The organism is Cellulomonas sp. P4_H12 (assembly GCF_056400905.1).
Genome location: NZ_JBFUKJ010000001.1, coordinates 40,312 through 60,408, shown reverse-complemented (window position 1 = coordinate 60,408; position 20,097 = coordinate 40,312). Strand labels below are relative to the sequence as shown.

At 73.7% G+C, this 20,097-nt stretch carries 21 protein-coding genes and 2 riboswitches; of the genes, 7 read left to right on the top strand and 14 right to left on the bottom strand.

What is annotated here, in order from left to right:
• Window positions 1–10: 10 nt before the first annotated feature.
• Together AC1DQC_RS00305 and AC1DQC_RS00300 are read right to left on the bottom strand one after the other, a co-directional pair.
• The gene (locus AC1DQC_RS00305) at window positions 11–2,083 is read right to left on the bottom strand and encodes an acyl-CoA dehydrogenase family protein (protein WP_477049234.1); all 2,073 of its coding nucleotides are present in this window, start codon (window positions 2,081–2,083) and stop codon (window positions 11–13) included.
• Entirely contained in the window at window positions 2,080–2,952 is an 873-nt protein-coding gene (locus AC1DQC_RS00300) for a TetR/AcrR family transcriptional regulator (protein WP_477049233.1), read from the bottom strand. Before AC1DQC_RS00300 ends, AC1DQC_RS00305 begins: the two co-directional genes overlap by 4 nt.
• Window positions 2,953–3,059: 107 nt before the next feature.
• Between AC1DQC_RS00300 and AC1DQC_RS00295 the strand changes: the two genes are divergently transcribed.
• From AC1DQC_RS00295 to AC1DQC_RS00285, 3 genes are read left to right on the top strand one after another with little or no spacing between them, the layout of a single operon-like run.
• Window positions 3,060–4,397 (top strand): acetyl-CoA C-acetyltransferase, encoded by a 1,338-nt coding sequence (locus AC1DQC_RS00295; protein WP_477049232.1) that lies wholly within the window; start codon window positions 3,060–3,062, stop codon window positions 4,395–4,397.
• Window positions 4,398–4,400: 3 nt separating this feature from the next.
• Window positions 4,401–5,744 (top strand): 3-oxoacyl-ACP reductase, encoded by a 1,344-nt coding sequence (locus tag AC1DQC_RS00290; RefSeq protein ID WP_477049231.1) that lies wholly within the window; start codon window positions 4,401–4,403, stop codon window positions 5,742–5,744.
• Entirely contained in the window at window positions 5,741–6,613 is an 873-nt protein-coding gene (locus AC1DQC_RS00285; RefSeq protein ID WP_477049230.1) for a MaoC family dehydratase, read from the top strand. The genes AC1DQC_RS00290 and AC1DQC_RS00285 overlap by 4 nt, the downstream gene beginning before the upstream one ends.
• Window positions 6,614–6,658: 45 nt before the next feature.
• On the opposite strand, the gene AC1DQC_RS00280 is transcribed toward AC1DQC_RS00285, so the two are convergent.
• The 3 genes from AC1DQC_RS00280 to AC1DQC_RS00270 form a co-directional block, all read right to left on the bottom strand.
• A complete protein-coding gene (locus tag AC1DQC_RS00280) occupies window positions 6,659–7,306 on the bottom strand; it encodes a fasciclin domain-containing protein (protein WP_477049229.1) in 648 nt (215 codons plus the stop codon).
• A 120-nt stretch (window positions 7,307–7,426) separates the two neighbouring features.
• Window positions 7,427–7,777: a YrdB family protein gene (locus AC1DQC_RS00275; protein ID WP_477049228.1), complete on the bottom strand. Its 351-nt coding sequence runs from the start codon at window positions 7,775–7,777 to the stop codon at window positions 7,427–7,429.
• A 23-nt stretch (window positions 7,778–7,800) separates the two neighbouring features.
• Window positions 7,801–9,195, bottom strand: a complete 1,395-nt coding sequence (locus AC1DQC_RS00270) for an aminotransferase class V-fold PLP-dependent enzyme (RefSeq protein WP_477049227.1) — start codon at window positions 9,193–9,195, stop codon at window positions 7,801–7,803.
• Between the two features lie 44 nt (window positions 9,196–9,239).
• Window positions 9,240–9,354: riboswitch (SAM riboswitch) on the bottom strand.
• Between the two features lie 119 nt (window positions 9,355–9,473).
• Window positions 9,474–9,576, top strand: a riboswitch (SAM riboswitch).
• A gap of 10 nt (window positions 9,577–9,586) precedes the next feature.
• Here AC1DQC_RS00270 and AC1DQC_RS00265 point away from each other — a divergent pair.
• From AC1DQC_RS00265 to AC1DQC_RS00255, 3 genes are read left to right on the top strand one after another with little or no spacing between them, the layout of a single operon-like run.
• Window positions 9,587–10,000 (top strand): rhodanese-like domain-containing protein, encoded by a 414-nt coding sequence (locus AC1DQC_RS00265; RefSeq protein ID WP_477049226.1) that lies wholly within the window; start codon window positions 9,587–9,589, stop codon window positions 9,998–10,000.
• Window positions 9,997–11,256, top strand: a complete 1,260-nt coding sequence (locus tag AC1DQC_RS00260) for an O-succinylhomoserine sulfhydrylase (RefSeq protein ID WP_477049225.1) — start codon at window positions 9,997–9,999, stop codon at window positions 11,254–11,256. Before AC1DQC_RS00265 ends, AC1DQC_RS00260 begins: the two co-directional genes overlap by 4 nt.
• 42 nt (window positions 11,257–11,298) lie before the next feature.
• Window positions 11,299–11,910: a DUF1345 domain-containing protein gene (locus AC1DQC_RS00255; protein ID WP_477049224.1), complete on the top strand. Its 612-nt coding sequence runs from the start codon at window positions 11,299–11,301 to the stop codon at window positions 11,908–11,910.
• Window positions 11,911–11,914: 4 nt separating this feature from the next.
• Here AC1DQC_RS00255 and AC1DQC_RS00250 read toward each other — a convergent pair whose 3' ends face one another.
• A complete protein-coding gene (locus tag AC1DQC_RS00250; protein ID WP_477049223.1) occupies window positions 11,915–12,397 on the bottom strand; it encodes a pyridoxamine 5'-phosphate oxidase family protein in 483 nt (160 codons plus the stop codon).
• A gap of 110 nt (window positions 12,398–12,507) precedes the next feature.
• On the opposite strand from AC1DQC_RS00250, the gene AC1DQC_RS00245 reads away from it, so the two are divergent.
• Complete coding sequence (locus AC1DQC_RS00245; protein ID WP_477049222.1) at window positions 12,508–12,825, top strand: hypothetical protein; 318 nt, start codon at window positions 12,508–12,510, stop codon at window positions 12,823–12,825.
• Here AC1DQC_RS00245 and AC1DQC_RS00240 read toward each other — a convergent pair.
• The 8 genes from AC1DQC_RS00240 to AC1DQC_RS00205 all read right to left on the bottom strand — a co-directional run bounded on the left by AC1DQC_RS00240 (window position 12,822) and on the right by AC1DQC_RS00205 (window position 19,789).
• Entirely contained in the window at window positions 12,822–13,616 is a 795-nt protein-coding gene (locus AC1DQC_RS00240; protein ID WP_477049221.1) for a DUF1684 domain-containing protein, read from the bottom strand. The two genes, AC1DQC_RS00245 and AC1DQC_RS00240, sit on opposite strands and share 4 nt — an antisense overlap.
• Complete coding sequence (locus AC1DQC_RS00235) at window positions 13,616–14,992, bottom strand: NtaA/DmoA family FMN-dependent monooxygenase (RefSeq protein WP_477049220.1); 1,377 nt, start codon at window positions 14,990–14,992, stop codon at window positions 13,616–13,618. The genes AC1DQC_RS00240 and AC1DQC_RS00235 overlap by 1 nt, the downstream gene beginning before the upstream one ends.
• Before the next feature lie 9 nt (window positions 14,993–15,001).
• On the bottom strand, window positions 15,002–16,087 hold the full coding sequence (locus AC1DQC_RS00230) for an LLM class flavin-dependent oxidoreductase (protein WP_477049219.1): 1,086 nt from the start codon (window positions 16,085–16,087) through the stop codon (window positions 15,002–15,004).
• Window positions 16,088–16,265: 178 nt separating this feature from the next.
• A complete protein-coding gene (locus AC1DQC_RS00225) occupies window positions 16,266–17,231 on the bottom strand; it encodes a GNAT family N-acetyltransferase (protein ID WP_477049218.1) in 966 nt (321 codons plus the stop codon).
• Between the two features lie 4 nt (window positions 17,232–17,235).
• Window positions 17,236–17,931 (bottom strand): phosphoribosylformylglycinamidine synthase subunit PurQ, encoded by a 696-nt coding sequence (purQ, locus tag AC1DQC_RS00220; protein WP_477049217.1) that lies wholly within the window; start codon window positions 17,929–17,931, stop codon window positions 17,236–17,238.
• Window positions 17,928–18,182: a phosphoribosylformylglycinamidine synthase subunit PurS gene (purS, locus tag AC1DQC_RS00215; protein WP_477049216.1), complete on the bottom strand. Its 255-nt coding sequence runs from the start codon at window positions 18,180–18,182 to the stop codon at window positions 17,928–17,930. Before purS ends, purQ begins: the two co-directional genes overlap by 4 nt.
• Before the next feature lie 79 nt (window positions 18,183–18,261).
• A complete protein-coding gene (locus AC1DQC_RS00210; RefSeq protein WP_477049215.1) occupies window positions 18,262–19,371 on the bottom strand; it encodes a hypothetical protein in 1,110 nt (369 codons plus the stop codon).
• Between the two features lie 76 nt (window positions 19,372–19,447).
• Window positions 19,448–19,789, bottom strand: a complete 342-nt coding sequence (locus AC1DQC_RS00205; RefSeq protein ID WP_477049214.1) for a PadR family transcriptional regulator — start codon at window positions 19,787–19,789, stop codon at window positions 19,448–19,450.
• Between the last annotated feature and the right edge of the window lie 308 nt (window positions 19,790–20,097).

Genomic DNA, 20,097 nt, shown 5'->3' with positions numbered 1-20,097 from the left:
CCGAGCGCGGTCAGCGCTTGTGCTTCTCCGGCACGGGAGCGTCGCCCGACGCGCGCTGCGCCCGGTAGTAGGCGCGGGCCTCGTCCTGCCGCGCCTGCTCGGCACCCGACGCGATCGGGGCGCGCAGGTGAGCCTGCTCGTAGCCGAACGCGTCGACCAGGCTCTGCGCGTGCGGGCGCAGACGCCCCAGCAGGCGGTCGATGTACGACGTCACCGTGCGGGCGCGACCGGCGGAGAGGCGGCCGTTGAGCAGGTACCAGGTGAGGTGCCGCTCGACCAGCGTCAGCCCGAACAGGTCGCGGACCCACGTGAGGATCTGCCGCGTGCCCGGGTCGGTGACCCGCTCGAGCGCCGCCGTGAAGGACTCCCACTGCACCAGCTCGGCGTGCGCGCGGGCCGCCTCGACCAGCTCGTGCTGGTGCGCGTTGAACAGCGCCGCGGCGGTGGCCGGGTCGGCCTTCTGGGCCGGGCGCAGCGCCTGCGCGATCTCCTCGACCATCGTCTCGACGCGGTCGACCAGCAGCTCGCGCTGGGTGGCCGTCTCGCGCAGCTGGCCGGCCGAGCGGCGGGGGTCGCCCACGTCGGCGATCGTCTGGACCGCCCGGTGCAGCGGCGTGCGGTAGCGCGCGGCGTCCGAGGCGCGCTCGGCCACCATGCGGGCGACCTTCGTCGCGTCCAGGTGCTTGAACGACTTGCCGTAGTCGGCGAGCAGACGCTTGCCGACGAGCTGCAGCAGGACCGTGTTGTCGCCCTCGAAGGTGGCGTACACGTCCATGTCGGCGCGCAGCCCGGTGAGCCGGTTCTCGGCGAGGAACCCGGCGCCGCCGCACGCCTCGCGGGCGACCTGCAGCGTGGTCAGCGCGTGCCAGGTCGACGCCGGCTTGAGCGCCGCGGCGAGCGTCTCCAGGTCCTCACGGGTCTCGGGGGTGTCGTTGCGCCCCGAGAAGACGTCGTCGAACGCGGCGAGCAGGTCCTCGTGCGCGAACCCGGCGGCGTAGGTCTCCGCGAGCAGCGGCAGCAGGCGGCGCTGGTGCTCGGCGTAGTCGAGGATCACGACCTCCTCGGTGGGCGAGGCGGCGTTGAACTGGCGGCGCTGGTTGCCGTACGTGATGGCGATCGTCAGGCCCACGCGCGCGGCCGTGACCGCGGCGCCGTCGAGCGAGACGCGCCCCTGCACCAGCGTGCCGAGCATGGTGAAGAACCGGCGGCCCGGGCTCGCGATGGGCGACGAGTAGGTGCCGTCCTCCGAGACGTCGCCGTACCGGTTGAGCAGGTTGGTGCGCGGGATCCGCACGTGGTCGAACCACAGCCGGCCGTTGTCGATGCCGTTGAGGCCACCCTTGAGACCGTCGTCCTCGCCGCCGACGCCCGGCAGGAACTCCAGGGTGTCGGCGTCGCGGATCGGCACGTAGAACGCGTGGACGCCGTGGTCGACCCCGGCGGTGACCAGTCGGGCGAAGACCGTGGCGGCCGTGCCGTGCTGGCCGGCGTTGCCGAGGTAGTCCTTCCACGCCGCACGGAACGGCGTGTGGATGACGAACTCCTGCGTGGCCGGGTCGTACGTCGCGGTCGTGCCGATGGCGGCGACGTCGGAGCCGTGACCCGTCTCGGTCATGGCGAAGGCGCCCGGCACCTTGACCGACAGGGCGTCGGCCAGGAACTCGTCGTGGTTGCGCTCGGTGCCCAGGTGGTAGATGGCCGAGGCGAACAGGCCCCACTGCACGCCCGACTTGATCTGCAGCGACGGGTCGGCGTGCGTGAGCTCCTCGAACCGCGCGAGGAAGCCGCCATGGTCCTCGGCGCCGCCGAACCGCTCCGGGAACGAGCGGTGCACGTCGCCCTCCGCGGCGAGCAGGCGGAGCTGACCGAGGACGCGCTCGCGGTGCTCGGCCAGCGACTGTCCTTCGATCCGGTGGAACCGCTCGTCGGCCATGAGCGTGCGCGCGGCCAGCCGGAGCTCGGGGTAGTGGCCCAGCAGGACCTTGTGCAGGTGCTCGATGTCGACGTTGGTGACGTCGGCGTCGAGCCGCGGGTCACCGGAGTCCGGCGCCTCGACCGTGGGGCGGGGTGTGGTGGTGGTCATCGGGGCTCCTCCGGTGCGAGCGTGTGGTCGGGGACGGGGTGGTCAGGGGTGGTGCGGTGCCGGTCGCGAGCCAGCAGCCCGACGGGTCCGGCCCAGAGCCAGGCGGCGACCTGCGCGGTGATCTCCTCGCGGTCGGGGCTGGCCGGGTCGTCGCGGTGGGCCAGCCACCACTCGCCGGAGCCGCGGACGAAGCCCACGGCGCCCGCGGCCCAGGACTCGGCCAGGGCGACCCGCGCGGCGAGGGCGGCGTCCTCCACGGACTCGCCACCCTCGGGCCGGCGCGCGGTCCGGCGACCGTCCGCGCGCTCCTCGGTGAGCCCGCGCGCGAACGGCGCGGCCACCATGGCGGTGACCGAGTCGAGGAAGTGCCCGAGCGGACCGCCGGACTCGACCGAGCCGTTGCGCGTCACGAACGCGTACACGTTCGGCGACGACTCGATCATCTCCAGATAGACGGCGACCATGGCGCGCAGGCCGTCGCGGGGGGTCGGCGCGATCCGCAGGACGCCCTCGAGCGCCCCCTGGATCTGCAGCACGACGGCCTCGGCGACGGCGATCTGGAGGCCGGTCTTGTCGGCGAAGTACCGGTAGACGATCGACTTGGAGGTGCCCGCGGCGGCCGCGATCTCCTCCATCGACACGTCCGGGCCGCGGTGGTGGACGGTGCGGCGGGCGATGCGCACCAGCTCGGCGCGGCGGGCCTCGCGGTGGTCGGCCCAGCGGGTGGACCTGCCGTCGGCCGCGAAGACGTCCTCGGGGGGCCGGCGGCCGGGCAGGGCACGGGGAACGCCGCGTCCGGGGGGCGCGGCGTCGCTGTTCAGCAGGGTGAGGGCCGTCGCCTTCGACGGGCCCGGTGTGACAGGGCTCACGAGACCGAAGGTATCAGGTACTGTGGGTTTCGGACACCACGTCACTTCGAGCGCCACCCCTTGCTCGACACCTCCCTGCGCTCGACGACGATGCGAGAGGAACGCCCATGGCCCGCACCACCCCGACCCCCGCCCCCACCCCCGAGGTGCGTCGCGCCTACGTCCTCGGCGGCAACCGGATCCCCTTCGCCCGCGCCGGCGGGCCGTACGTGCGGGCCAGCAACCAGGACATGCTGACCGCGGCGATCGACGGGCTCGTCGCCCGCTACGGGTTGCAGGGTGAGCGCATCGGCGAGGTGGCCGCGGGCGCGGTCCTCAAGCACAGCAAGGACTTCAACCTCACGCGCGAGGCCGTCCTCGGGTCGGCGCTGTCGGCCGAGACGCCCGCGTACGACGTCCAGCAGGCCTGCGCCACGGGCCTCGAGACCGTCGTCTCGCTGAGCAACAAGATCCGCCTGGGCCAGCTCGAGTCCGCGATCGCCGGCGGCGTCGACAGCACCTCCGACGCCCCGATCGCGGTGAGCAACCGGCTGCGCCGCGCGCTGCTCGACCTGTCGCGCGCGCGCAGCACGACGCAGAAGCTGGCGGCGATCGCGCAGATCCGCCCCAAGGACCTCGCGCCGTCCGCGCCCGGCACCGGCGAGCCGCGCACCCACCTGTCGATGGGCGAGCACCAGGCGCTGACCACCGCGCAGTGGGAGATCAGCCAGGCCGCGCAGGACGAGGTCGCGCTCGCCAGCCACCAGAACCTGGCGGCCGCCTACGACTCCGGCTTCTTCGACGACCTGGTCACCCCGTTCCGGGGGCTCACGCGCGACGCCAACCTGCGCGCCGACTCCTCCCTCGAGAAGCTGGCGAAGCTCAAGCCGGTGTTCGGGCTCGGCCTGGACACCCCGGCGACCATGACGGCGGGCAACTCCACGCCCCTGTCCGACGGCGCCTCGACCGTGCTGCTCGGCTCGCAGCAGTGGGCCGCCGACCACGACCTGGTGCCGCTCGCGTGGGTGGTCGACGCCGAGGCCGGCGCGGTCGACTTCGTGCACGGCGACGACGGGCTGCTCATGGCCCCGGCGTTCGCGGTGCCGCGCCTGCTCGCGCGCCAGGGCCTCACGCTGGCCGACCTCGACCTGATCGAGATCCACGAGGCCTTCGCCGCGACCGTGCTGACCACGCTCGCCGCGTGGGAGTCGGAGGAGTTCGGCCGCACGCGGCTCGGGCTCGACGGCGCCTTCGGCACCGTCGACAGGTCGAAGCTCAACGTGCACGGGTCGTCGCTGGCGGCGGGGCACCCCTTCGCCGCGACCGGCGGCCGGATCATCGCGACCGTCAGCAAGGAGCTCCACCGGCGCAAGGTGGCGTCGGGCTCCGACGCGCCGGTCCGCGCCCTCGTGTCCGTCTGCGCAGCCGGCGGACTGGGCCTCACCGCGATCCTCGAGGCGGCCTGACCCATGAGCGACACCTACCTGAACCTGGTCAACAGCGGCGTCACCCAGAAGATCGCAAAGCAGCTCGGGCTGCCGCAGCCCGCGCCCCTGCGCCGCTACGAGCCCGGCCAGCCGCTGGTGCCCGGAGCCGTCCTCGTGCTCGGGCGCGGCTCCGAGTCCGAGCAGCTGTCCGGCGTCCTGTCGAACGACTGGGACCTCGACGTGCACCGGAACGCCACCCCGGGCACCCGGTACGCCGCGGTGATCCTCGCGCTGACCCAGCTCACCCACCCCGACCAGCTGGCGGAGCCGGTGCTGGCCGCGGGCGCCGTGCTCAAGTCGCTGCCCCGCGGGGCGCGCGTGGTCACCGTCTCGCGGGCCGCGGGGGCCGACGACGCCCCGGCGGTCGCCGCCGCCCGGCAGGGCGTCGACGGGCTGCTGCGGTCGCTGGCCAAGGAGCTGCGCGGCGGGTCCACCGGCAACGGCATCGTGCTCGCCGACGACGTGCCCGTCACGGCGCCCTCGGTGCTCGGCGCCCTCCGGTTCTTCCTGTCGACCAAGTCCGCGTTCGTCGACGGGCAGCTGCTCGCGGTCGACTCGACCGCCGGCGCGCTGCCCGACGACTGGGAGAAGCCGCTGGCCGGCCGCGTCGCGGTCGTCACCGGCGCCGCACGGGGCATCGGAGCCTCGATCGCCGACACCCTGGCCCGCGACGGCGCCACCGTCATCGCGGTCGACGTGCCCGCCGCCGGCGAGCAGCTGGTCGCCGTCGCCAACCGCGTGCGGGGCACGGCGCTGCAGCTCGACGTCACGGCCGCCGACGCCGGCGAGCGGCTGCTGGAGCACGCCCTGCAGCGCCACGGGCGGCTGGACGTCGTCGTGCACAACGCCGGGATCACGCGCGACAAGCTGCTGGCCAACATGTCTGCCGACAAGTGGGACTCGGTGCTCGCGGTGAACATCGCCTCGCAGCTGCGGATCAACGAGACGCTGCTGACGTCGGGCGACTTCACGGATGCCCCGCGGATCGTGTCCCTGGCCTCGACGTCGGGCATCGCCGGCAACCGCGGCCAGACCAACTACGCGGCGTCGAAGGGCGGCGTCATCGGCATGGTCCGCGCGACCGCTCCCCTGCTCGCGGCGTTCGGCGGCACCGCCAACGCGGTCGCTCCCGGGTTCATCGAGACCGAGATGACGGCGCGCATCCCCGCCCTCACGCGGCAGGTGGCGCGACGGCTGAACTCGCTGCAGCAGGGTGGGCAGCCGGTCGACGTCGCCGAGACCGTGGCGTTCCTGGCGTCCCCCGCCGCCGGTGGCGTGGTCGGGCGCGTGCTGCGCGTGTGCGGGCAGAACATGGTGGGCCAGTGACGACGACGGTCGTCCTGCCCGGGGTGCCGGGGCTCGGCGGGCTGTACGCCCGCGGGGCCGGGCTCGCGGCCGCGCGCCGCGTCCGTCCCGGCCCGACCACCCTGCCCGCCGTCGAGTACGTGGTGCGCGGGGTGCGGGCGTCGTCCGAGCACCTGACGGACTACCAGCACCTGCTCGGCGAGTCGGCGTCGGACGTCCTGCCCGCCGGGTTCGTGCACGTGCTCGCGTTCCCCGTGGCGACGGCGCTCATGGTCCGCGCCGACTTCCCGCTGCCGCTCGTCGGCCTCGTGCACCTGGCCAACCGGGTCAGCCAGCTGCGTCCGCTCGCGCTCGGCGAGTCGCTCGACGTGCGCGCGTCGGCCGCCGACCTGCGCCCGCACCGCTCGGGCACGCAGGTCGACCTGATCACCGAGGTCTCCGTCGACGGCGCGCTCGCGTGGCGCGGGGTGTCCACCTACCTGGCACGCGGGGTGCGCCTGGCCGGGGACGCGCCGTCCGAGGAGCTCCCACCCTTCGCGCCTCCGACGCCCACGGGCCGCTGGACCCTCGCCGGCGACGTCGGCCGGCGGTACGCCGCGGTGTCCGGCGACCGCAACCCGATCCACCTGTCCGCGCTGTCCGCCAAGGCGCTCGGCTTCCCCCGGGCCATCGCGCACGGCATGTACACGGCCGCGCGCGCCCTGGCCGACGTGGGCGCCGGGCGCGGGGACAGGTTCGACTGGGCGGTCGAGTTCGCGAAGCCTGTGCTGCTGCCGGGCACGGTGACCGTGCGGGTCGCGGGCGCGCCGACCGACGGGTTCGCGTTCGCCGGGTGGGATGCCCGCTCCGGCAAGCCGCACCTGACGGGGACCGTCACCCCGCTGCGCTGAGCGCGCTGCCTCCGGCCCTTTCTCGACCGGAGGCAGCGGCTGGCCTCAGAGGTCGAACGGGCGCAGGACGAACGTGATGGCGTGCGCGATCTGCACGTTGCCCGCGTTCAGGTCCAGCTGCCGACGGATGAGGAACGGGTTGAGGTCGTTGCGATCCTGGTCGCGCAGCTGCACGATGCCGAACCGCTTCGAGATGACGTCGACCTTGAACGTCCCGCCCTGGGCGGTGGTGAGCACGGCGTTGTCCGAGGCCAGCGCGGTGGCGGAGTCGATGGTCACGCCCGGGACCACGTGGTAGAGCAGCACCTGCTCGATGGCGTCGATGCCGACGGCGCCGGCCAGCGTGGTGAACACCTGCTCCTCGCTGCCGTACCAGCGGTGCGTGAGGTCCTTGACCAGCACCTGGAACGCCCGGTCGTTGGGCAGGAACGCGGTCAGGGGGACCGTGCCGTCCGCCAGCACGGCGACCGGGCTCGTCGGCTTGGCCGCGAGCACCGCACCCACGGCCTGGTCGAGGATGTCGAAGTCGTACCAGTTGCGGTCGAAGGTGTCGCCGTCGGAGGCGAGCAGCGCGGCCAGGCTGGACGTGCCGGTGGGCGGCTCGGCGGCCGTCGCGGCCGGGGCGAGCGCGAGACCGGCTCCGGCGGCCAGGCCGACGGCGACGAGTGCGGAGATCGTGCGACGGATCCTCATGGTGGCTCCTGCGGGACGACGGTCGCGACCGACGCCCCTGCGCCGCGCCGCGCGGGCACCCGATGGGCACCCTGTGTCCTCTTCGCCCGATCCGGTCCGCCCGGATGCACCCGGGCTCCGTCAGCTCGCGACCTCGGCCTCGGGCTCCTTCGCGGCCGCGAAGACCCCCGTCGCCACGACGGCGAAGGCCACACCCCAGGCGGTCAGGCCGGCGAAGACGCAGACCGCGCCGACCGCGACGAACAGCGCCGCCTGCGCGGCGACCCGCGGTCCGCTCCGGAGCCGGTGCGCCGACGTCGGTGCCATCCAGCGCGCCCAGATCCCGATCGCGACCGCGTCGAACGCGACCGCGAGCCCGATCGACGCCCACGTGCTCGTGCCGAGCCGCCACCCGGCCACCGCCAGCAGGGCGATCATCGCGAGCTCGCACAGGAACGCGAGGGCGCCGAACACCCCGACCCGAGGGACCATGCTGCCGGCCTCCGGGATGGCGGTCAGTCGTCCAGGGCGGGGCCGCAGGCGGCTGCCGCGGTCGCGGCCAGGTGGTCCAGGCCGTGGACCGCGAGCAGCGGACGGGTGTCGTCGACGACCGCCCAGCAGCCGTCGATCACCTCGTACCGGACGGCAGGGCCGTCGGCCAGGTACCGGGTCAGGGCCTCGACCAGGCGGTCGACCGCCTCGCTCGTGGTGCCGACGCCCACCGAGGCCCGGATGGCGCCGCCGGACGCGCCGAGGTGCGCGAGCAGCGGGTGGGCGCAGAAGCGGCCGTCGCGCACGCCGATCCCGTGCTCGGCGGCGAGGTACGCGGCGACCAGGCCCGGGTCGTGGTCCGGCACGGTGAACGTGAGGACCCCGACGGGCGCGGCCGAGTCCGGCCAGATGCGCGCGATCTCGACGCCGTCGATGGCCGCCAGCCCCTCGACGAGGCGCGCCCGGAGCGCCTCCTCGTGGGCGGCGAGGGCGCCGGCGGGGAGGGCCGCCAGCTGGTCGCACGCCTCAGCCAGCGCGATCGCGCCGAGGACGTTGGGCGAGCCCGCCTCGTGCCGCGCGGGCGCCGGCTGCCAGACCGTCCGATCGGTCCGCACGTCGCGCACCGCACCTCCCCCTGCGAGGTACGGCGTGCCTGTGTCGAGCCAGTCGCGGCGGCCGACGAGGGCCCCCGCGCCGAACGGTGCGTACGTCTTGTGGCCGGAGAACGCGACGTAGTCGGCGTCCGTCGCGGTCAGCGAGAAGCCCCGGTGCGGGACCAGCTGCGCGCCGTCGACCGCCACCCGGGCGCCCTCGGCGTGGGCCAGGGCGACGACCTCGTCGATGGGCAGCGCCTCCCCCGTCACGTTGGACGCGCCCGTGATCGTGACCAGGGCATACGGCTGCCGGGCGAGCTCGGCGCGCAGGGCGTCGAGGGTCGCGGCGACCGTGTCCTTGATGGGCAGGATGGTCGTCCGGTTGCCGTGCCGCTCCGTCGACTGCACCCAGGGCAGCAGGTTGGCGTGGTGCTCGACGTCCAGGACGAGGACGCGGCCACCGGCGGGCACGACGCCGGCCAGCAGGTTGAGCGAGTCGGTGGTGTTGCGCGTGATGATCGCGACGTCGGCGGGACGCGCCTCGACGAACCGGGCGATGGTCTGGCGCGCGGACTCGTACAGCGCCGTGGACACCTGGGACAGGTAGCCGGCACCGCGGTGCACGGACGCGTAGAGCGGCAGCACCTCGGTCACGCGCGCCGCGACGGCCTCGAGCGCGGGGGCGCTGGCGGCGTAGTCGAGGTTGGCGTAGACGCGCTGGGTGCCGTCCACCAGCGGGACGGTGGTGGTGCCGCCGACGACCGGGAGCAGGGCCCCCACCTCGTCGACGGAAGCACACGAGGCGCGCTCGGCGGTGATGGTCATGGAGGTCCTCCGACACGATCCGGGGGGACACCTCGACAGGTGGAACCCCGCGCTTGCCGAGCCCCGGACGGGACGCGGCCAGGTCGTCACCCGGGGCACCCCACCGCGGAGGAGGGTTGCCGGCCAGCGAGCCGGGGCTTGACGCTGGCGCTCATGACCTGCAACGAGGGTCGCGGCACCCCGCGCCGCCTGTCAACGCACCGCGCGGTTCGTCTCGCCTACCGGGACGCCTTGTCCACCAGTTGGTTTCGACGAGCCCGGCACGCGTAGCATCACCGGCACCATCCAGAGCGGCCGAGAGATCTGGCTCGACGACGCCGCAGCAACCCGCGGGCACACACTGTGCCCGGCCGAGGGTGCTACCGCCAGGACCGATGAGACGAGGATCTGCATGAGCTACGCCGGCGACCTGACCCCCCAGCAGGCCTGGGACCTCCTCACCTCCGACGAGAACGCCGTGCTCGTCGACGTGCGGACCGACGCCGAGTGGCGCTACGTCGGCATCCCCGACGGCGCCCGGATCGGCGGCCGCTCGGCCCTGGTCGAGTGGGTGTCGTACCCGTCGGGACGGCCCAACCCGCAGTTCCTCAAGCAGCTGGCGGACGCCGGCGTCACGGCCGGCCGCCCGGTCGTCTTCCTCTGCCGCTCGGGCGTGCGCTCCGTCGCCGCCGCGCAGGCCGCGACGTCCGCGGGCCTCGGCCCGGCCTACAACGTGCTCGAGGGCTTCGAGGGCGACGTCGGCTCCGACGGCCACCGCGGACACACGGGCTGGCGCGCCGCCGGTCTGCCCTGGCGGCAGGCGTGAGCGCCCGGCGCGTCCCCGGCCCCGGGGACTGGGACGACCGCCGCGCCCCGCGCGCCGACCTGCGGCCCGACACCCTCGCCGTGCGCGGCGGCCTCGTGCGCTCGCAGTTCAACGAGACGTCCGAGGCGCTCTTCCTCACGCAGGGCTACGTCTACGACGCCGCCGCCGAGGCCGAGGCCGCGTTCGCCGGCGAGGCCGACCGCTTCCTCTACTCGCGCTACGGCAACCCGACGGTGTCCACGTTCGAGGAGCGCCTGCGCCTGCTCGAGGGCGCCGAGGCCGCGTACGCCACGGCGTCGGGCATGTCCGCGGTCTTCACCTCGCTGGCCGCGATCGTGAGCTCCGGCTCCCGCATCGTGTCGGCACGCGCGCTGTTCGGCTCCACGGTCGTGATCTTCGACGAGATCCTGGCCAAGTGGGGCGTGCGCACCGACTACGTCGACGGCCACGAGCTCTCGCAGTGGGAGGAGGCGCTGTCGACGCCCGCGGACGTGGTGTTCTTCGAGACGCCGTCCAACCCGATGCAGGACCTGGTCGACATCGCCGCGGTCAGCCGGCTCGCGCACGCCGCGGGCGCGACCGTGATCGTCGACAACGTCTTCGCCACGCCCGTGCTCTCCCGCCCGCTCGAGCTCGGTGCCGACGTCATCGTGTACTCCGCGACCAAGCACATCGACGGGCAGGGGCGCGTGCTCGGCGGCGCGATCCTGGGCACCGACGAGTACATCCACGGGCCCGTGCAGACGCTCATCCGGAACACCGGGCCGTCGCTGTCGGCGTTCAACGCGTGGGTGCTGCTCAAGGGCCTGGAGACGCTGTCGCTGCGCGTCCGGCACCAGACCGCGTCGGCGCTGCACGTCGCCACGTGGCTCGAGGAGCAGCCCGGCATCTCGCTCGTCCGGTACCCGTACCTGGCGTCGCACCCGCAGCACGAGCTCGCGCTCGCGCAGCAGTCCGGCGGCGGCACGGTGGTCACGTTCAACCTCGCGGTCCCCGACGGCGCGCAGCCCGACGTCGCCAAGAAGGTCACGTTCGGGGTGCTCGACGCGCTGCGGATCGTCGACATCTCGAACAACCTCGGCGACGCCAAGTCGATGGTCACGCACCCGGCGACCACGACCCACCGCAAGCTCGGGCCCGAGGGCCGCGCTGCGGTGGGCATCGCGGAGACGACGGTCCGGCTCTCGGTCGGTCTGGAGGACCCCGCGGACCTCGTCGACGACCTGGCGCAGGCGCTCGACACACTCGCCGGCTGACACCTCCCCGGCCTGCGCGGCCGCGCGCGGAACACTGGCGCCATGAAGGCGTCGTCGTCGCTGTCCAGGCTGATCGTCGGGGCGCTGGCGGGCGTCCTGGTCGGCATCGTCGTCGGCTGGACGTCCGCCGTGGCGGCGGTGCTGGCCGGCTGGGCGACCGTCGCGGCCGTGTTCGTCGTCTGGACCTGGGCGGCGGTCGCTCCGATGGGTCCCGACGACACCGCCTCGCACGCCACGCGCGAGGAGCCGACGCGCTGGGGCGCGCACGCGGTCGTGCTCTTCGCGGCGCTCGTCACGCTGGTCGGCGTCCTCGTCGTGCTCGTCGAGAAGAACATCGGCCAGCTGCTGCCGACCATCGCCGTGCTCGCCAGCGTCCTCACGTCGTGGGCCGCGATCCACACGGTGTTCGCGCTGCGGTACGCGCGGATGTACCTGACCGACGGCGCCGGCGGGATCGACTTCCACATGCGCGAGGCGCCGCGGTACACCGACTTCGCCTACGTCGCCGTCACCGTCGGCATGAGCTTCGCCATCTCCGACACCGACCTCGGGTCGTCGGCGATGCGGCGGACCGCGCTGGGCCACGCCCTGCTCAGCTACCTGTTCGGGACGGTGATCATCGCTCTGCTGGTCAACCTCGTCGCGTCGATGTGACCGCTCAGAGCTGGACGGTCTCGTTCTCGCCGCCGTCGTAGCGCTCGCCGGTGACCTTGGCCTTGACCAGGCTGAACGCTGTCGTCAGGCGGCCGCCCTTGGCGTGCCAGTACTCCGCCGTCTCGCCGCGGAGCACCACCAGGACCACGCCCGGCGTCTCCGGACCGTCCGGGAACCAGGCCTCGGCCGAGGTGCCCCACAGCTCCTTGATCTTGGCGCGGTCCCGGACCACCTCCGCGCGACCGGAGACCGAGACCCAGGCCGTCGAGTCCGCGAAGGCCGCGTTGGCCGGGCTGCCGCCCTCGACCTCGTGCACCTTGTGGCTGCCCTCCTCGGCGAAGAACCAGAGGTCCCCGTCGAAGTCCACGTCCTGCACGCCCATGGGCCGGCTCACCAGCGAGCCGTCGGCCGACACCGTGGTGAGCATCGCGATCCGCGCGTCCTTGATCAGTTCCGCGACCTTGGCCTGCTGGTCCTCGTTCGTCATGGGTTCCTCCTCGGGTGGCTCGCCCGCGGGGCTGCTGACCGCGGCGGCCGGGCCACCGTAGGCACGCCGCGCTGCTACCGCATGTCGGAGGCGCGCGGGATGCTCGGTCCATGACGGACAGCGACTACGACGCGATCGCCGACGACCTGGTCGCCCGCGGCGCCACCCGCGCGCAGATGATGGGCCGCCCGATCCTCAAGGTGGGGTCGACCATGTTCGCCGGGCACGTCGGCGGCGACCGCCTGGTGGTCAAGCTCGGCCGGGACAGCGCCGAGCACGCGGAGGCGCTGGCGCTGCCCGGCGCGACCGTCTGGTCACCGGGCGACAGCGGGCGGCTGTTCTACGACTGGGTCGCGCTGCCCGCGTCGGCCGAGGACGAGTGGATGAGGTACGCGGAGATCGCGCGGGTGCGCGCCTCGACGGGCTAGCGCACCCACTGCTCCCCGGCCTCGACCGCGACCGTCAGCACGTTCTCCGGCGGCGGGATCGGGCAGGTGGCGAACTGCGTCAGGCCGCACGGCAGGTTCGACGCGCGGTTGAGGTCGAGCGTGACCGTGCCGTCGTCGGCCACCGGGCCGAGCGCGAGGGTGCGCGACGCCGGGTACGTGGTGACGCCGCTCGTCGCGTCGCGGAAGAGGACGCTGAGCCCACGCGCCCCACCGTCGAAGACGATGAGCGACTGCGGGATCCCGGCCACCTCGAACCGCACGGTGCCGACCGCGGTGTGGTGGTGCTCGAGCCCGTCCACGACCGCGCCCGTGGTGACCGTGCGCGGCTCGTCGTAGGGCTCGAACCGGCCGGTCAGCACCCACTCCTGCGACGGCGCGTACGCCGGGATGCCGTCGAACGCGGCGAGCTGCGTGGCGGCGGGGTCGTGCACGCGGACGATCGCGTGGCCCGTGCGGCGCGCGACCTCGAGGAGGAGGTCGCCGGCGCGGACCTGCAGGCCGGGCGCGCCCTCGACGGGGTCGAGCGTCGCGACGCCGTCCTCGACCACGGTGCCGGCGGGGAGCTCCAGCCCCTCGACGGCCTCCACACGCACGAGCCCGTCGGCGGACCAGAGACCGGGGACGCCGGCCAGTTCTCGCGGCTCGGCCGACAGCCAGTGCAGCGCGGTGATCGCCACCCAGCCGTGCGGCTCGCGGAAGTAGGCCTCGCGCGTGGCGTGCCACTCCTCCCAGTCGGCGACGAAGGTGGAACGCTCGGTCGTGGTCGTCATCAGGAAGCCCTCACATCGGCGGCGGCGGTGCGGCCGAAGGCGTCGGCCGGCGGGAGTCCGAGGTGCTCGCGCAGCGTCGAGCCCTCGTACGAGGTGCGGAAGGAGCCCCGCTCCTGCAGGAGCGGGACCACCGTGTCGACGAACTCGTCGAGCCCGTGCGGCGTCAGGTGCGGCACGAGGATGAAGCCGTCCGAGGCGTCCTCCTGCACGTACCGGTCGATCTCGGCCGCGACGTGCTCGGGTGTGCCGACGAACGAGTGCCGGCCGATCACGCGGATGACCAGGTCGCGGATGGACAGCCCGTGCGCCTCGGACAGCTCGCGCCACTGCTGCGCGATGGCCAGCGGGTCCCGGAACTGCGAGGCGCGGCCCTGGGTGATCGACGGGGCGTCGACCAGCGGGTCGATCGCGGGCAGCGGTCCGTCGACGTCGTACTCCGACAGGTCGCGGTTCCACACCTGCTCGACGAACGCGCGCGCGACGCTGGGACGGACCTGCTGGAGCTGGATCTCGCGCAGCCGCTCCTCGGCCTCCGCCGCCGTGTCGCCCAGCACGAACGACGCGCCCGGCAGGATGAGCAGGTCGTCCGGCCGGCGGCCGTACCTCCCGAGCCGGCCCTTGACGTCGGCGTAGAACGCCTGACCGTCCGCGAGCTCGCTGTGCCGCGAGAACACCGCGTCGGCCACCTGCGCGGCCAGCTCCCGGCCGCCGTCGGAGTCGCCGGCCTGGAGGATCACGGGGTGGCCCTGCGGAGGGCGCGGGATGGTGGGCGTCGCCTCGATGTCGACCAGGCGGCCGCCGGTGCGGACCGTGCCCAGCGAGCCCGGGCGGACGAACTCGCCCGAGGCCGCGTCGTTCACGACGGCGTCCGGTGCCCACGCGTCCCACAGGGCACGCGCGGCCTCGACGACCTCGCGGGCTCGCTCGTACCGGTCCGCGTATGCGAGGTAGCCGCCGCGGCGGAAGTTGGCGCCGTGGAACGCGTCCGACGAGGTCACCACGTTCCACGCCGCCCGGCCCGCCGAGAGGTGGTCGAGGGTCGCGAACTGGCGGGCGAGCTCGTACGGGTCGTTGAACGTCGCGTTGATGGTGCCGGCGAGGCCGACCCGCGACGTGACGCCGGCCAGCGCCGCGAGGACCGCGTAGGTGTCCGGGCGGCCGACTACGTCCTGGTCGACCAGCTGGCCGCGGTGCTCGCGCAGGCGCAGGCCCTCGGCGAGGAACACGAAGTCGAACAGCCCGCGCTCGGCGGTGGCGGCGAGATGCTGGAACGACGCGAACGACGACTGCGTGTCGGCGTGGTGGCTCGGGTCGGTCCAGACGGTGTGGTGGTTGACGCCCGGGAAGTGGGCGGCGAGGTGGATCTGCTTGGGCATCAGGGGTCCTTAGCGGGCGGCCGCGTAGCGGCTGACGGGGCGGGGCAGGCCGAGGGCGTCGCGCAGGGTGGCGCCCTGCCCGTGGGGCGCGATGACCTCGCCCAGCAGCGCGAGGTCGCCCGCGACGGCGAGCGGGCGGATCGTGAGCCCGTCGGCACCCGACCGAGTCACCAGGTCGCGCAGCGTGGCGGCCGCGGTGTCCGTCCCCGCGACGACCGCGTCGGTCGGCCACGGGTCGAGCGCGTCGAGGGCCGCCAGGCGCGCGCGGGCGTCGTCGTCGGATGTTCCGAGCAGGACGTCCACGTCGAGCAGCACGATCACCTCGCGCCCCGCCTCGTCCGCCGCGGCCCGCACGAGTGCCACGCTCGCCTCGTCGGCAACCCGCACGACGTCCGCGCGGCGGGCGGCGACCTCGCGGGCGTGCGGCTCGTCGCCGCGCACGAGGACGACCGGGCGGCCCTGCGGCGACCGCGGCGTTATCGAGGCGCCCTGCACCGAGAAGAACTCGCCGGTGAACTCGATCGCGTGCACGCGGTCGCGGTCGAGGTACCGGTCGCGCTCGGCGTCCAGGACGATCGCGTCGTCCTCCCAGCTGTCCCAGAGCCGGCCCAGCACCTCGAGCACGTCGTCCGCCTCGTGCCAGAGGTCGGGCAGGGTCCGCGGGACGCGCTCGTCGTACCTGAGCGCCTCGGCGCCGGCGTGCGGGGCGCCCGCAGGCGCGGCCACGTCGACCTGCACCGCGCCGCGGCCCAGGCTCACGTGGTCGAGCGTCTGGATCTCCTTGCCCACGTGGAACGGCTCGCGATAGGTCACCGGCACGACGGGCGCGAGCCCGATCCGCTCGGTCAGCGGTCCGAGCAGGGCGGCGACGCCCACGGCGTCCAGGCTGCCGACGAGGGCGCCGGGCCGCTCGACGGGCGGCGCGGCCGAGTCGTCGACGATCACCAGGGTGGCGCCCGCGCCCTCCGCGGCGCGCGCGAGCCGGACCCAGTGCTGGGCGGCGAAGGGGTCGGTCGGCTGCAGGCGCCAGGCGGCGGGGTGGAGGCCGGCGGCGGTCAGCTCGACGGCGACAGGGAACGTGTCAGGGAGGGTCATCGTGTCTTCCGGTCGTCGGGCGCATCGGTCCTGGCAGGAGCACCCTCACCCGGGTGGCCGGGGGGTTGCTGCGACGTCGACGAGCCAGGTCTCTCGGTCGCTCGGGATGGCGCGCACAAGGTAGGAAGGGGTCGACCCCTTGACCAGGCCTGGGACCGAAGATCCCGCGATGTGAGACTCAGAGGTCCTTCGCGAAGCACAGCGACAGGAAGTCGTCCGCGTACGGCGCGAACGGCGGCACGGGCCGGTAGCCGGCCGTGCGGTAGAGCGTGACGGCCTCCGGCTGCCGGATGCCCGTCTGCAGGACCACGCTGGTCAGGCCGTGCGCGCGGGCGTCGTCCTCGATCGCGGCGAGCAGGGCGCGGGCGACACCGGTGCCGCGCGCCTCGTCGGCGACCCACACCTTCTTGAGCTCGCCGGAACCTTCCGGGAAGCCGTCGCCCGTGGCCCGCAAGGACGCGCACCCCACGGGTCGGCCGTCGATGCGCGCGAGCACCGTCGAGAGGATGCCGATCCCGTTGCGGGCGTCGAACTCCTCGTAGGGGCCCACGTCGGCGAACTCGGGGTAGCGCGTGGACCCGTCGAGGTGGAACGCGTACCGGAGCGCGGCGGCGTCCGGGTCCTCCCAGGGGACGCGGGCCAGCTCGATCGGCGGTCGCTGCGTGGTGCGGCGCTCGCGCGGCTGGGTGTCCAGGTCCTTGGTGAAGCAGCGCGACGACGTCTCGGTCGCGTACTCGCCGAAGTTCTCCATCGAGTGGTAGCCCGCGGACAGGTACAGGCCCATGGCCTGCGACTGCAGCACGCCGGTCTCCAGGACGAGCCTGCGCAGGCCGCGGTCTCGGGCGACCTTCTCCAGCTCGGTCAGCACCGCGCGCGAGTACCCGCGACCCCGGTGCGCCGGCACGACGAACATGCGCTTGAGCTCGCCGACGCCCTCGCCCAGGCCTTCGTCGGAGGCGTCGCGGATCGCGCCGCACGCCACCGGCTCGCCGTCGACGCGCAGCAGGACCATCGCGAGGATGCTCTCCCCCGTCATCGTGTGACCGATGTCGTCCTCGCCGTAGAGCTCTCGCAGCTCGTCCTGCTGGGCGGTGCGCAGGCGCGCGGCGTCAGGGTCGTCCCAGTCGACGAGGGTCGTCTCCACGCTCTCAGCCGACGAGGGCCTTGAGGACCGACGTGAAGAAGCGCAGCCCGTCGGTGCCCGTCCGGGGCCCGTTCGCACCGTCGGGACCGAAGCCCTCCTCGACCGCGTGCTCGGGGTGCGGCATCAGGCCGACCACGTTGCCCGCGGCGTTCGAGATGCCGGCGATGCCGCGGCGCGAGCCGTTCGGGTTCCAGCCCTGGTAACGAAAGACCACGCGGCCCTCGCCCTCGAGCTCGTCGAGCGTGTGCTCGTCGGCGACGTACTGGCCGTCCTGGTTCTTCAGGGGGATGGTGATGTGCTCGCCGGCCGCGTAGTCGCGGGTCCAGGCGGTGTCGACGTTGTCGACCGAGAGGACCTGCTCGCGGCACACGAAGTGCAAGTGGTCGTTCTTGATCATCGAGCCGGGCAGCAGGTGCGCCTCGGTGAGGACCTGGAAGCCGTTGCAGATGCCGAGCACCGGCAGGCCCTTGTTCGCGGCCTCGACGATCTCGCCCATCACCGGCGCGAACCGGCTGATGGCGCCCGCGCGCAGGTAGTCGCCGTAGGAGAAGCCGCCCGGCAGGACCACGGCGTCGACCCCGTGCAGGTCGGCGTCGCCGTGCCACAGGGAGACCGGCTCCGCGCCCGCGAGGCGGACCGCGCGCGCGGCGTCCCGGTCGTCCAGCGTCCCGGGGAAGGTGACGACGCCGACCCGGGTCATGCCTGAGCGTCCTCGTACACCGCGACGACGTCCTCGATCACCGGGTTGGACAGCACCTGCTCACCCGCCGCGCGAGCCGCCGCGAGGATCTCGTCGGTCACCGGCCCGTCGACCTCGAGCTCGAACCGCTTGCCCTGACGGACGGACGCGAACTGCCCGAACCCCAGCCGCGGCAGCGCGCCGGCGACGGCCTTGCCCTGCGGGTCGAGGATCTCGGGCTTCGGCATGACATCGACGACGACTCGTCCCACGAAAGGGCTCCAGGTGTTCGCGCGGCGGTGGGGGGTCGCGGCGATTCTAGCGAGACGTTCGGCGGCCTCGTGCACGTGCTCAGTCGGTGGCCAGGAGCGCTGGGACGAGGCCCTCGACGTAGGTGTCGACCCGCGGGAGCTTGGCCGTCCGTGCAATCGTGAGGACGTCGACGAGAGCAAGGTCATCGGGGCCGGAACGCGACGCGCGCCAGGCCACCAGCAGCGCGGGCAGGGTCAGCAGCGCCACGATCGCGAACCCGACGCAGAGGAAGAGGTCGGTGCGGCCGACGCCCTCGCTCCAGGCGATCCCGAAGAACCCGGTGCAGATCGTGGCGACCAGCATGACGTGCCGCGACGTCGGCGCGACGAGGCGCCGTGCGTGCTGCGCGGGACGGAGGGGGACCAGCCGGCGGAGGCGGCGACGCGCGAGCACGGCGGCGAGAACGCCCACCACGAGCGCAGCGCCGAGCACGGCCAGCAGAGCGGGCGAGACACCGTCGCGCGAGCGGGTGACGGTCTCAACGCAGCCCTGCCCGCACGGCTCGGCCGCGAGGCGGGTGGGGGCCAGGAGGCAGGCCGCCACGGCGGCCAGGCCCACCGCTGCTACGGCGACGGCCGCCGTTCCCATGGAGCCGCGGGCCGTCAGCCGGTCGCGCATCACCATCCCGAACACGAGCGAGTCGGCACTGAGCTCCTCGCCCGGCTCCGGGACGAGGTGCTTGCGAGCCTGCTTGCGCAGCTGCCACGGACCGCGAGCCAGGAGGCCGACGGACATCCCCAGGACGACTGCCACGGTGCCCACAGACGGCTGCCGTGGGTGGCCGCCGGTCGCGAGGGGCATCAGCACGGACACGACGAGGACCACGACCGCGACCGTCGTCAGCATCCGTAGCGGGGCGGACGCTCCCTCGAGGTCGTCTCGGACCCAGCCGCGATACCGGGAGGGCAGGCGTGCGTCGAACAACCGGTACGCGAGCGCGTGGCGCAGCGGCGGTCGGGTCCGCGCGCGGGTCGCCCACCCCGAGCGCACCAGCCCCGCGGCCGTCGGCGCGTCGACATGGGTCGCGCCCGGCGCCGCGAGGTCCGCCAGCAGCGCGACCACCTCGTCGGCCCGGCGGAGCCGCCACCGACGGGGGTACGCGCGTAGCCAGAAGCGCACGGAGCGCTCGAGTCGCGGGTCGATCGTCATCGGGCCTCCAGGGTGACGCTCTGTACGAGTTCGACGTCGCGGAGCCCCAACCGGGCCGACCGCTCGAAGTCCCGCATCACGCCGTCCCCAGCGCCGGCCGCGGGCGGCCCGCGAGGACATGCCGGGCCAGCTTCGTGAGATCGGTCAGTCGTGCGGTCTCTCCAGCGAGCGCCGCAAGCCCGTCGGGCGTCAGCCGGTAGTAGCGGCGCAAGCGCCCGTCCACGACGACCTCGCCCGAGGCTTCCGAGTAGCCCGCCTCGACCAGGCGGTCGAGGATGCCGTAGAGCGTGCCCGCTCCGAGGGTGACCCGATCGTCCGACATCGCCTTGACGGCCTGCACGATCCCGTAGCCGTGGCGTGGTTCCTCGGCGAGCGAGAGCAGCACGAGGTACGCCTGCTCGCTCATGCGGAACGCCATGGTCGATATATATCGCGGGGTGAGCTATGCAGCCAAGAGTTCGCGGTGGACCGGTGGCCCATACGCCCCCTCGCCGACCACCGACAGCGACTTGTTGTTGAGTCAGGCCGTTCGCCATTCCCCGTCTCGATCGCCGCGTTTCCGCTGGTCAGCAGCCAGTGTCAGTGGCTCGTCGTACACTTGTTCGATGGAATGCCGGTCGGTGGGCTCTCCAGGACGAGTGAAGGAGGTGGCGACGGTGACGGCAGTTCTGGACGATCGCGCGGTCGACGACCTGCTTGCCGACGTGCCTGTTCGTGCCGCTTTCG